Origin of the sequence: Yersinia enterocolitica subsp. enterocolitica (assembly GCF_901472495.1) — a bacterium.
Lineage (GTDB): Bacteria > Pseudomonadota > Gammaproteobacteria > Enterobacterales > Enterobacteriaceae > Yersinia > Yersinia enterocolitica.
In genome coordinates this window covers 2,299,203-2,310,747 of sequence record NZ_LR590469.1, presented here as the reverse complement: position 1 = coordinate 2,310,747, position 11,545 = coordinate 2,299,203, and the positions used below count along the sequence as shown (strand labels likewise).

Here is an 11,545-nt window from a genome sequence, read left to right as displayed (position 1 = left end):
GATGGGCGCTCCGACGGCTCACGCCACTTGTATTTTAAATAAATAGGGACCCATTCGGCACATTTCCCCTTTTATCAACTTTGTCAGCAGTCTGAAGTAAGAGCATTTATTTTGAGGAGCAATGATGAAACTAGTTATTAGCATAGTGATATTCAGTTTATGCAGTTTTTCGGCACTGGCAAAAAATGATGTCGAAGCGGGTCGTGCAAAGTCAGCTAGCTGTGTGGCTTGTCACGGTGCTCAGGGCAAGGTTTCAGTCCCTATGTATCCTAATTTGGCTGGGCAAAATGCTATGTATTTAGAGCAATCATTAAAAGCGTATAAAAAAGGAGAGCGGACAGGTGGGCAAGCTGGAGTGATGCAGGCATATGTTACGCCTTTAACCGATGATGACATCTCTGATCTGGCGGCCTATTATGCGAGTTTAAAGCCTTAAAGCAGATTGGTCAGCCTTAAAAGCAAAACGGGCCACTTTTAAGCGGCCCGTCTGTAAAGGTGTAGAAACTATGATGCACTTACTGCTTATGATGCACTTACTACTACCGTCCCGATTTCGGGGTGGCTGAAGCTGGCTATGTGGTCAAGACGTAATTCACGCATTGTCCCTTCCTGCTCGACAATCAGGTATTCGACCTTTTTTCTCAGCAGCAGATCGCTAGCTTTTCCTTCTACGATCTCACCGCCTCTCAACTTCAACGTCAGTATCAGGTGATGTTGGCAGGCGAGTTCCAGATTATCGTAGTCATCACAATTGATGGGTTGATACTCTTCACTCATCGACATAATCGCTCACCAATAAGTTAGCGGCGGCAAAGGCCGCCTGTTCCCTAACGGAGGACGGGAGTGCGTCATTAGCCGCAACTTCGTCCAATGCTTTCAATACACAACCCAGTGCATCTGACACATAGCCCTGGTCACCACTAGCAATTTGTGCATAAAAACGGCGTACTAATTCACAGTATTGCTGCACAGTAATCCTCCTGGAAAAGTTTAACCCAGTAGATTCTCTGCGGAAACGTCGCGCTGTCAACCTACGAAGATAAACTCTGAACTTATAAGGACTATAGCACAGGAGTGGTGGAGATATTAGAGTCAGAATGAAGCTTTCTTTTTAGTATTGATACCACTAATAACTCTCTTTCCTCCGAGCTGGCTGCAAGCAGACCTAATCAAGTACACTGTCAGCCAGATAATTAAGAGGTCACTCATGGCACTAAAAGCAACCATCCATAAAGCCGCAGTTAATATCGCCGATATGGACCGTAATTTCTTTCAAGATGTTAACCTGACCATCGCCCAACACCCATCCGAAACTGACCAGCGTATGATGCTGCGTTTATTGGCGTGGATTTGTCATGCTGATGAACGTTTGCAGTTTACCAAAGGCTTGAGCGCTGATGATGAGCCAGAAATTTGGCGTCACAATGATCACAATGGCATCGAACTGTGGGTCGAATTGGGGTTGCCCGAGGAAAAACGGTTGCGTAAAGCTTGTAACCAATCACAGCAAGTTGTGCTCTATGCCTATAGTGAAAGGGCCGCTAAAGTGTGGTGGCCGCAAGTTAAGGAAAAATTATCTGGGCACCGTAACCTTCGGGTACGCTTCCTGGATGATGAGCAAATGGCAAAATTGGCGGCACTGTCTAATCGCAATATGTCATTGCAGGCCACGTTGCAAGAGGGAACTATTTGGTTATCTGATGATCAAAATAATCTGGAAATTAGTTTTGATGAATGGCAAGGCGATGGGCAATAAGCGTGTTGATCATATCCAATAATGTCAGCTTACCCGACAGTGAGATTGAATTGACGGCGATCCGCGCCCAAGGTGCGGGCGGGCAGCACGTTAATAAAACCTCGACAGCCATCCATTTGCGTTTTGACATTAAGGCTTCAAGCCTGCCAGAGTACTATAAAGAAAGATTATTATCGCTCAATAGCCATTTGATGACTGCCGAAGGGGTCATCATTATCAAAGCACAAGAATACCGTAGCCAGGATATGAATCGCGAGGCTGCATTAGCGCGGCTGGTGGCATTAATCCGCCAGTCGATGGTGGTAGAAAAAACACGCCGGGCGACGAAACCAACTAAAGGTTCAAAAATTAGGCGGGTTGAAAGCAAAGTCCGCAAAGGGGCGACAAAAGCACTGCGCGGCAAAATACATCAGGATTGATGCTGATATCAGCCCTATGGCGAATAAAACAGCTTCATCCTTTTATATCGGACACAGTATGGGAGAATGACTGTGAGTAAATTAACAATAACGCTATTTTTGGCAGTAGGTGCACTGTCACTATTAGGTTGTAATAATCGATATCAGCCGGTCGAACAGGCTTTACAACCGATGCAGCAAAGTTATCAGGGGGTTTTACCCTGTGCTGATTGCAGTGGTTTGGATACCTCGTTATTCCTCGACAGTGATGGAACATTTGTCTTGAAAGAGATTTATCGGGGTAGTAAAGAAGGCGATCAGGCTTTTGCCGAATATGGTCAGTGGGCACGGACGGCAGATAAATTAGTATTAACCACTGCCCAGGGAGAAAAACGCTATTTCCGGCCTGTCGGTAAAAATTTGGTGATGCTTGATCAACAAGGTTTATCGATTGAATCTAATTTGAATTATCAGTTAGTACCGACCGAACAGCCTTTACCTAAAACCCCAATGCCACTAAGCGGTATGTATAAATATTTCGCTGATGCTGCGGTGTTCACCGATTGTGTCACGGGCAAAACTTTCCCGGTGGAAAATAATATCGCGTTGGAAAAGGGCTATCTAAAAGCCCGCAAAAATGTGGGTGAGCCGGTCTTCCTGACTCTCAATGGCTATTTTGATATTCGACCGTCAATGGAAGAAGGGCAGTCCGATAAAATGTTGATCCCAGCTGATGATATCCAGTTTAATGCTAATAAGAGCTGCGAGAATCGATAACGGGTATTGGTGAAATAATAAAAAACCGCTGGTAGTTATTCACTAGTCAGCGGTTTTTTTAACGCATAATCAATTATCGTTTGATTTGGCTCAGCAAGAAATCAATGATTTCACTGGTTTTAATCATTTGCTTTTCACCGGCACGGCGGTTTTTGTATTCCACTTCTTCGCTGTCGAGATTGCGATCACCAATCACGATATTGTGTGGCACGCCAATCAATTCCATATCAGCAAACATCACGCCAGGACGCTCTTTACGATCGTCGAGAATCACGTCAATACCGTGTGAACGCAGGGTGGCATACAACTCTTCTGCCAGCGCCTGAACACGGAAAGATTTGTGCATATTCATTGGCAAAATGGCTACCTGGAATGGGGCAATAGCATCCGGCCAAATAATACCGCGCTCATCATGATTCTGCTCAATTGCTGCCGCAACCACACGGGACACCCCAATACCGTAACAACCCATGGTCATCACTTGATTGCGGCCATCTTCCCCCTGAACCGTGGCTTTCATCGCTTCCGAGTATTTAGTCCCTAACTGGAAGATATGACCGACTTCAATGCCGCGTTTGATTTGCAGAGTGCCTTTGCCGTCTGGGCTGATATCGCCTTCAACCACATTACGTAAATCAGCAACCTGTGGCAGCGGCAAGTCGCGCTCCCAGTTAATGCCAAAGTAATGTTTGCCATCGATGTTGGCACCGGCACCGAAATCACTCATCACCGCCACACTGCGATCAACCACAACGGGTAGCGGCAGATTAACCGGGCCTAATGAACCTGGGCCTGCACCGATAATTGCACGAATCTCTTCTTCGGTGGCGAAGGTGAGTGGCTTGGCCACTTGTGGCAATTTCTCGGCTTTGATTTCATTCAATTCATGATCACCACGAACCAACAAAGCAACCAACTTATGGCCACTCTCTTCATGAGCATGAACCATTAAGGTTTTCACTGTTTTCTCAATCGGCAGGTTGAACTGCTCAACTAATTCAGCGATAGTTTTTGCATTCGGAGTATCAATGATACGCAGATCTTCTGTTGCAACAGCCCGTGGTGCAGAGGGTGCCAGCGCTTCAGCAAACTCAATGTTAGCAGCATAATCTGACCCGGTTGAGAATACGATATCGTCTTCACCACTGTCTGCCAGCACCTGGAATTCGTGAGATGCACTGCCACCAATTGAGCCGGTATCTGCCAGCACAGCTCGGAAATTCAGATCCATACGCTCGAAGATTTTACTGTATGCGGCATACATCGCATCGTAAGTTTCCTGCAATGATTCCTGAGTGGTGTGGAAAGAGTAAGCATCTTTCATCAGGAATTCACGGGCGCGCATCACACCAAAGCGTGGGCGTACTTCATCACGGAATTTGGTTTGGATTTGGAAGAAATTCAACGGCAGCTGTTTGTAAGAGTTAATCTCACCGCGAATCAGGTCAGTAATGACTTCTTCATGAGTTGGGCCAAGCACAAAAGGGCGCTCGCCACGATCAACAAAACGTAACAGCTCAGGGCCATATTGTTCCCAGCGGCCACTCTCTTGCCATAAATCAGCCGGTTGCACCACCGGCATTGAAACTTCGATTGCACCGGCGTTATTCATTTCTTCACGCACGATGTTTTCGACTTTCTTCAATACCCGAACCCCGGTCGGCAACCAGGTATAAAGACCTGAAGCCAGTTTACGTATCATCCCGGCGCGGAGCATCAGCTGGTGACTGATCACTTCAGCATCAGCAGGTGTCTCCTTCAAAGTGGAGAGCAAATATTGGCTAGTACGCATGATGTTTTGATTCCATTGGCGCTGCAACAAATAGAGGCAGCCAAAAAAGTAAAAAGTGGTTTAGTTTACCAGCGAGTACCGGTTGTCAAAAGAGAGCAGGGTGAAATTTAGCATGGGTCGAGTGATAACACTTCCGTTTGGTCTCCAATAACCCGCCAGCGCACATTAAATTCCAGTAGCAAAACAGCATATTCACGGCTTTCACTATCGCCTTTGCGGTAGGCTGGGCGTGGGTCTTGTGCTAAAACCTGGGTAATAAAACGCCGTAAGTGCGGGTAACGCTGTTGTTGCTGTACTAACTGTTGTTCAGCGATGCTGGAAAAGCAAACTTGCATGTCTGCATCAGGTGCAGCTTGAGCAAAACCCGCTCGGGCATGGGGGTGGCTCTCCGCAAAAGGCAAATAGGGTTTGATATCAATCACGGGCGTACCATCAACCAAATCCAGACTGCCTAACACCAAAGTTACTTCACCTCCCTGGCATCGCACCTCTTTCAGCTCAATCAGGGACATGCCAATCGGGTTGGGCCGAAAGGTAGAGCGGGTGGCAAATACCCCCATTCGGGCATTACCACCTAAGCGCGGTGGACGAACTGTAGGCCGCCAACCACCATTCATGGTTTGATGAAAAACGAACATCACCCATAAATGGCTAAAATCAGATAAGCCGCGAACCGCTTCAGCTTGATTATAGGGCGCTAAGAGTTGTAACTCACCACCGCCATCTTCAATCAGACCAGGCTGCCGCGGTACGGCAAACTTTTCTTTATAGGGCGAGCGGATAACCCCAATCTGATTAAAGGAAAACACACTCATTTTGATGAAACATTCAGTGCAGAACCTTGGCACACGGCTTGCTGATAACAGCCGGGGACAGCGCTAAGTATTTCACATTGATGCAGCAAGACCGCATTGGCTTTCATATACGATGCTCGAGTCTGCATTCTCTTACGGGCGGTTGCAATACTCGGTGGGGAGTCTTGAACGGTGGATTGGCACGACTCACCGGACACTTCACCTAAGTCACGGAAAGGTTTGCCAACCAGTTCTTCTGCACTTTTATATAGTTTGACCGGTGCCGGGCGCGGGGCTGCCGTAGGGCTGGGTTTGATAACCGGAGGCGGTTGCTTAACCGGATTTTCTGTGGTGGATGGCTTTGATTGAAGCATGGAACATCCAGTTAGCGAGAGGGCTAACAGACACAGAGGTAACGCACGCATAGAAATTCCTCAGCCTTTTTATTTAAGAAGCGCTATTGAAGCAATCTATTATGCAAATAACAAGACGGGCTGTTGCCCGTCTTGCAATATATTTAGTAAACACTGAATTTAGGAAACCTAATATTCAGCAAAATGGCCCACTGGTTATTACCAGCCTTTAACTGCGCCACCGTTGAATGCTTTGTTTGCTGCATCATTAACTTCATCAGACTGATAAGCCTGAACGAATTTCTTCACGTTTTCCGCATCTTTATTATCTTCGCGAGCAACGATCAGGTTAACGTATGGTGACTCTTTGTCTTCGACAAACAGGCCATCTTTAGCCGGTGTCAGGCCGATTTGGCTAGCATAGGTGGTGTTGATAATCGCCAAAGCGATTTGTTGGTCATCCAAAGAACGTGGTAACTGAGGGGCTTCCAGCTCGACCAATTTCAGGTTTTTAGGATTCTCAACAACATCCAGTACGGTTGGCAGCAGACCAACGCCGTCTTTCAGTTTAATCAGACCGACTTTTTCCAGCAGTAACAGAGAACGGCCCAGGTTAGTCGGGTCATTTGGCAGTGCTACCTGAGAGCCAGGTTGCAGTTCTTCCAATGATTTAATTTTTTTAGAGTAACCAGCAATTGGGTAAACGAATGAGTTACCAACAGAAACCAGTTTGTAGCCGCGATCTTTAATTTGCTGATCCAAATAAGGTTTATGCTGAAAAGCATTCAGATCAATATCACCTTTACTCAGAGCTTCATTTGGCAATACATAGTCGTTGAAAGTGACTAATTCAACATCCAGACCGTACTTATCTTTTGCAACTTTCTGTGCAACTTCAGCAACTTGCTGTTCAGCACCTACAATCACGCCGACTTTAATATGGTTTGGATCTTTTTCCGCTGGGCCGCAGCCTACCAGGGCCAGAGTACCAATCAATGCACTGACTGCCGCGATAGATTTGAATTTTAAAGACATATCCTTTCCTCTATAGACATTCGTTAAGATGCGCCGCTGTGTGAGGCAGTCGCTATACCCTTCGTACTTTGGGCTACAGGGTTGTTCGCTATGTTCACTCACCTGAATCACTTACTAGAGTAAGCTCATCAGGATTCATTCGCTTGCTGCCTACCTGTAGCCCCAAGTCTTTTGGGTAATATATGTATTAATAACTATTTGTGAGTAACCGCTTTTACGATCCGATCACCACTGATTTGAATCAGGTAAACCAAAATAACTAATAATACTAATACCGTATTCATCACTGTGGCGTTATAACCAATGTAGCCATACTGATAGCCGATTTGGCCTAAGCCACCGGCACCTACTGCCCCCCCCATAGCGGAATAGCCCACCAGGGTAATCAGGGTAATAGTTGCTGCATTCACCAAGCCGGGCAGGGCTTCAGGCAACAACACTTTTTTGATGATTTGCATTGGCGTAGCACCCATTGCGCGGGCTGCTTCAACCAAACCCGATGGTATTTCCAGCAAGGCATTTTCCACCATGCGAGCAATAAACGGAGCTGCACCGACTGTTAGTGGCACGATTGCCGCTTGTAAACCAATAGAGGTACCGACGATCATCCGAGTGAATGGGATCATCCATACCAATAAGATAATAAAAGGTATGGAACGGAAGATGTTCACTACCCCAGATAGGGTGCGGTAAATCTTATTGTTGGCAATAATTTGCCCAGGGCGGGTGACATATAACAGAACGCCAACCGGTAGCCCCAAAACAAAACCAAAAAAGCCAGAGACAAACGTCATCATTAGAGTTTCCCAGACGCCTCGGCCCATTAACCACATCATTGCCTCAGACATAACCCAGAACCTCTACTTTTACATGATGATCTTGCAAGAACTTGATGGCAGCGAGGCCATCCTGATTGTCGCCATGCAATTCTGCCAGCATGACACCAAATTTAACACCGCCGGCATAGTCCATTTGCGAGCTAAGGATACCGATATCAATATTAAAGCGACGTACAGCCTGTGATATTAACGGAGCATCAACCGACTGACCGGTAAATTCCAGTTTCAGTAGTGGCACCTGGTCTTTGGTGGGGTCTTGAGTCATACGCAGTGCGTAATCTTCTGGAATATCTAAATGCAGCGTTGATTGAATAAATTGCTGAGCCAGCGGGGTTTTCGGATGAGAGAACACTTCGCTGACGCTGTCTTTTTCAATCAATTTGCCTTCGCTAATAACTGCAACCTGATCACAGATACGTTTCACCACGTCCATCTCATGGGTAATAAGTAGAATGGTCAGGCCCAAACGACGATTAATGTCTTTAAGCAGTTCCAGAATTGAGCGGGTGGTCGCTGGGTCTAATGCGCTGGTGGCTTCATCACATAGCAGAACCTTAGGATTACTCGCCAAAGCACGGGCGATTGCAACGCGTTGTTTCTGCCCACCGGACAAATTCGCTGGATACGCGTCTTGCTTATCGGCAAGCCCGACTAAATCCAACAACTCGGTGACTCTCTTCTTTATATCTGCGCGTGGTGTGTTGTCCAGCTCGAGCGGCAGCGCGATATTGCCATACACCGTGCGGGAAGAAAGTAGATTGAAGTGCTGGAAAATCATGCCAATCTGGCGGCGTGCGCGTGTCAACTGCCCTTCAGATAAGGTCGTGAGATCTTGTCCATCTACCAGAACTTGTCCGCTGGTAGGACGCTCTAACATATTGGCGCATCGAATCAATGTACTTTTACCGGCACCTGAGGCCCCAATGACGCCATAAATTTGCCCAGCAGGGACGTGTAGACTCACGTCTGAAAGCGCGGTAATCGTGCGCGAACCCTGCTGAAACTCTTTGCTGATGTGAGAAAGTTTAATCATATTATTCTTATTTTATCGTCATTTCCGTGGCTAGATAAAAAGTAAGCTTTGGCAAAACCAAAGTATGGATTGGATGTTAAGGCGTCTAGACGGCTAAGTCAACTGGCAACACTGATTCTCTTCCATTCTCAATCGGTAATAAAACATGCGATACTAGTGGCGTTAACAGCCCTCAGGAGTAGATAAGTGACTCAGCCCGTCCCCGCAATATTTTTAGATCGTGATGGTACAATTAATGTCGACCACGGTTATGTCCACGAAATTGATAATTTTCAGTTTATAGACGGTGTTATTGATGCTTGCCGTGAATTGAAAGAAATGGGCTTTGCTCTGGTTTTGGTCACCAACCAATCGGGTATCGCACGCGGTATCTTTACTGAAGAGCAATTCCTGAGTCTCACCGAGTGGATGGATTGGTCGCTGGCTGATCGCGGTGTTGATTTAGATGGTATCTATTTCTGCCCGCATCACCCCGATGGCAGTGTAGCGGAGTTCCGTGAAACATGTGAATGCCGTAAACCATTGCCAGGCATGTTACTGCAAGCACAAAGTGAATTGAACATCGATATGGCTGCTTCTTATATGGTTGGCGACAAAATTGAAGATATGCAGGCAGCATTGGCTGCAAATATCGGTACTAAAGTATTAGTTCGCACTGGCAAACCTGTGACCGCGGAAGGTGAGGCAGCAGCGGATTTGGTACTAAATAGTCTGGCGGACCTGCCGAAAGCCATAAAAATGCGTCATAAGTAGTCGTAACGTTCAAATAATCGGCAGTCAGAAAAAACTTTAAGATAAACCCTTGCCATTCTGAAGCGGCTCCCTATAATGCGCATCCATCGACACGGCGCTGTGAGCAACTTCACAGAGTGGCCGGGAAGAGCAGAGAAAATTAACTAATTAAGTGGTTGACTCTGTAGCGGGAAAGCGTATTATCTGCCTCCCGCGTTACCGTAAGATTCGCCGCAAGGCAAACGGGTAACGAACGCTCTTTAACAATTTATCAGACAATCTGTGTGGGCACTCGCAAGACGATATCGAAGCCTGTTTCGACAGGCAGAAGCAATATCAAAGTCTTGAAGAGTGACCAAAGCAGTACACATTTGAACTTCGGTTCGAATGCATATTTGCAGAAAGTAATCTTTGAGCATCGCTATGTTAATTCATAGCAAATCAAACAAATCTTAAATTGAAGAGTTTGATCATGGCTCAGATTGAACGCTGGCGGCAGGCCTAACACATGCAAGTCGAGCGGCAGCGGGAAGTAGTTTACTACTTTGCCGGCGAGCGGCGGACGGGTGAGTAATGTCTGGGAAACTGCCTGATGGAGGGGGATAACTACTGGAAACGGTAGCTAATACCGCATAACGTCTTCGGACCAAAGTGGGGGACCTTAGGGCCTCACGCCATCGGATGTGCCCAGATGGGATTAGCTAGTAGGTGGGGTAATGGCTCACCTAGGCGACGATCCCTAGCTGGTCTGAGAGGATGACCAGCCACACTGGAACTGAGACACGGTCCAGACTCCTACGGGAGGCAGCAGTGGGGAATATTGCACAATGGGCGCAAGCCTGATGCAGCCATGCCGCGTGTGTGAAGAAGGCCTTCGGGTTGTAAAGCACTTTCAGCGAGGAGGAAGGCCAATAACTTAATACGTTGTTGGATTGACGTTACTCGCAGAAGAAGCACCGGCTAACTCCGTGCCAGCAGCCGCGGTAATACGGAGGGTGCAAGCGTTAATCGGAATTACTGGGCGTAAAGCGCACGCAGGCGGTTTGTTAAGTCAGATGTGAAATCCCCGCGCTTAACGTGGGAACTGCATTTGAAACTGGCAAGCTAGAGTCTTGTAGAGGGGGGTAGAATTCCAGGTGTAGCGGTGAAATGCGTAGAGATCTGGAGGAATACCGGTGGCGAAGGCGGCCCCCTGGACAAAGACTGACGCTCAGGTGCGAAAGCGTGGGGAGCAAACAGGATTAGATACCCTGGTAGTCCACGCTGTAAACGATGTCGACTTGGAGGTTGTGCCCTTGAGGCGTGGCTTCCGGAGCTAACGCGTTAAGTCGACCGCCTGGGGAGTACGGCCGCAAGGTTAAAACTCAAATGAATTGACGGGGGCCCGCACAAGCGGTGGAGCATGTGGTTTAATTCGATGCAACGCGAAGAACCTTACCTACTCTTGACATCCACGGAATTTAGCAGAGATGCTTTAGTGCCTTCGGGAACCGTGAGACAGGTGCTGCATGGCTGTCGTCAGCTCGTGTTGTGAAATGTTGGGTTAAGTCCCGCAACGAGCGCAACCCTTATCCTTTGTTGCCAGCACGTAATGGTGGGAACTCAAAGGAGACTGCCGGTGATAAACCGGAGGAAGGTGGGGATGACGTCAAGTCATCATGGCCCTTACGAGTAGGGCTACACACGTGCTACAATGGCAGATACAAAGTGAAGCGAACTCGCGAGAGCAAGCGGACCACATAAAGTCTGTCGTAGTCCGGATTGGAGTCTGCAACTCGACTCCATGAAGTCGGAATCGCTAGTAATCGTAGATCAGAATGCTACGGTGAATACGTTCCCGGGCCTTGTACACACCGCCCGTCACACCATGGGAGTGGGTTGCAAAAGAAGTAGGTAGCTTAACCTTCGGGAGGGCGCTTACCACTTTGTGATTCATGACTGGGGTGAAGTCGTAACAAGGTAACCGTAGGGGAACCTGCGGTTGGATCACCTCCTTACCTCAGATACGCATTGCGTAGTGTCCACACAGATTGTCT

General features: G+C 47.5%; 13 protein-coding genes and 1 rRNA gene. 6 read left to right on the top strand and 8 right to left on the bottom strand.

Annotated features, from left to right (window positions below):
- The first annotated feature begins 121 nt into the window (after positions 1-121).
- Entirely contained in the window at positions 122-436 is a 315-nt protein-coding gene (locus FGL26_RS11025; protein ID WP_005164008.1) for a c-type cytochrome, read from the top strand.
- Between the two features lie 86 nt (positions 437-522).
- Here the strand turns inward: FGL26_RS11025 and rof are convergent, their stop codons facing one another.
- Together rof and FGL26_RS11015 are read right to left on the bottom strand one after the other, a co-directional pair.
- Positions 523-783, bottom strand: coding sequence for a Rho-binding antiterminator (gene rof, locus FGL26_RS11020; protein ID WP_002218374.1), 261 nt, complete (start codon positions 781-783; stop codon positions 523-525).
- Complete coding sequence (locus FGL26_RS11015; RefSeq protein WP_004391680.1) at positions 770-970, bottom strand: YaeP family protein; 201 nt, start codon at positions 968-970, stop codon at positions 770-772. Before FGL26_RS11015 ends, rof begins: the two co-directional genes overlap by 14 nt.
- Before the next feature lie 237 nt (positions 971-1,207).
- Between FGL26_RS11015 and FGL26_RS11010 the strand changes: the two genes are divergently transcribed.
- From FGL26_RS11010 to nlpE, 3 genes are all read left to right on the top strand, one after another.
- Entirely contained in the window at positions 1,208-1,756 is a 549-nt protein-coding gene (locus FGL26_RS11010) for a YaeQ family protein (protein WP_005173162.1), read from the top strand.
- 2 nt (positions 1,757-1,758) lie between these two features.
- Complete coding sequence (gene arfB / locus FGL26_RS11005; protein ID WP_005173159.1) at positions 1,759-2,175, top strand: alternative ribosome rescue aminoacyl-tRNA hydrolase ArfB; 417 nt, start codon at positions 1,759-1,761, stop codon at positions 2,173-2,175.
- 72 nt (positions 2,176-2,247) lie between these two features.
- Complete coding sequence (nlpE, locus tag FGL26_RS11000; RefSeq protein ID WP_005173157.1) at positions 2,248-2,931, top strand: envelope stress response activation lipoprotein NlpE; 684 nt, start codon at positions 2,248-2,250, stop codon at positions 2,929-2,931.
- Positions 2,932-3,004: 73 nt separating this feature from the next.
- On the opposite strand, the gene proS is transcribed toward nlpE, so the two are convergent.
- The 6 genes from proS to metN form a co-directional block, all read right to left on the bottom strand.
- Entirely contained in the window at positions 3,005-4,723 is a 1,719-nt protein-coding gene (proS, locus tag FGL26_RS10995; RefSeq protein WP_005173148.1) for a proline--tRNA ligase, read from the bottom strand.
- A gap of 107 nt (positions 4,724-4,830) precedes the next feature.
- On the bottom strand, positions 4,831-5,538 hold the full coding sequence (tsaA, locus tag FGL26_RS10990; RefSeq protein WP_005173145.1) for a tRNA (N6-threonylcarbamoyladenosine(37)-N6)-methyltransferase TrmO: 708 nt from the start codon (positions 5,536-5,538) through the stop codon (positions 4,831-4,833).
- Complete coding sequence (gene rcsF, locus FGL26_RS10985; protein ID WP_005163994.1) at positions 5,535-5,942, bottom strand: Rcs stress response system protein RcsF; 408 nt, start codon at positions 5,940-5,942, stop codon at positions 5,535-5,537. Before rcsF ends, tsaA begins: the two co-directional genes overlap by 4 nt.
- Before the next feature lie 147 nt (positions 5,943-6,089).
- Entirely contained in the window at positions 6,090-6,905 is an 816-nt protein-coding gene (locus FGL26_RS10980; protein ID WP_005163992.1) for a MetQ/NlpA family lipoprotein, read from the bottom strand.
- Between the two features lie 194 nt (positions 6,906-7,099).
- On the bottom strand, positions 7,100-7,753 hold the full coding sequence (locus FGL26_RS10975; protein WP_005163991.1) for a methionine ABC transporter permease MetI: 654 nt from the start codon (positions 7,751-7,753) through the stop codon (positions 7,100-7,102).
- On the bottom strand, positions 7,746-8,777 hold the full coding sequence (gene metN, locus FGL26_RS10970; protein WP_005173141.1) for a methionine ABC transporter ATP-binding protein MetN: 1,032 nt from the start codon (positions 8,775-8,777) through the stop codon (positions 7,746-7,748). The genes FGL26_RS10975 and metN overlap by 8 nt, the downstream gene beginning before the upstream one ends.
- Before the next feature lie 186 nt (positions 8,778-8,963).
- On the opposite strand from metN, the gene gmhB reads away from it, so the two are divergent.
- Both gmhB and FGL26_RS10955 read left to right on the top strand, forming a co-directional pair.
- Entirely contained in the window at positions 8,964-9,530 is a 567-nt protein-coding gene (gene gmhB / locus FGL26_RS10965; protein WP_005173139.1) for a D-glycero-beta-D-manno-heptose 1,7-bisphosphate 7-phosphatase, read from the top strand.
- Between the two features lie 433 nt (positions 9,531-9,963).
- Positions 9,964-11,506 (top strand): 16S ribosomal RNA (locus tag FGL26_RS10955).
- The last annotated feature ends 39 nt before the right edge of the window (positions 11,507-11,545 follow it).

Bases quoted from the DNA above. Each gene is read 5' to 3' on its own strand.
- FGL26_RS11025 (WP_005164008.1), top strand. From the start codon at position 122: ATGATGAAACTAGTTATTAGCATAGTGATATTCAGTTTATGCAGTTTT.
- rof (WP_002218374.1), bottom strand. From the start codon at position 783: ATGTCGATGAGTGAAGAGTATCAACCCATCAATTGTGATGACTACGAT.
- FGL26_RS11010 (WP_005173162.1), top strand. From the start codon at position 1,208: ATGGCACTAAAAGCAACCATCCATAAAGCCGCAGTTAATATCGCCGAT.
- proS (WP_005173148.1), bottom strand. From the start codon at position 4,723: ATGCGTACTAGCCAATATTTGCTCTCCACTTTGAAGGAGACACCTGCT.
- tsaA (WP_005173145.1), bottom strand. From the start codon at position 5,538: ATGAGTGTGTTTTCCTTTAATCAGATTGGGGTTATCCGCTCGCCCTAT.
- rcsF (WP_005163994.1), bottom strand. From the start codon at position 5,942: ATGCGTGCGTTACCTCTGTGTCTGTTAGCCCTCTCGCTAACTGGATGT.
- FGL26_RS10980 (WP_005163992.1), bottom strand. From the start codon at position 6,905: ATGTCTTTAAAATTCAAATCTATCGCGGCAGTCAGTGCATTGATTGGT.
- FGL26_RS10975 (WP_005163991.1), bottom strand. From the start codon at position 7,753: ATGTCTGAGGCAATGATGTGGTTAATGGGCCGAGGCGTCTGGGAAACT.
- metN (WP_005173141.1), bottom strand. From the start codon at position 8,777: ATGATTAAACTTTCTCACATCAGCAAAGAGTTTCAGCAGGGTTCGCGC.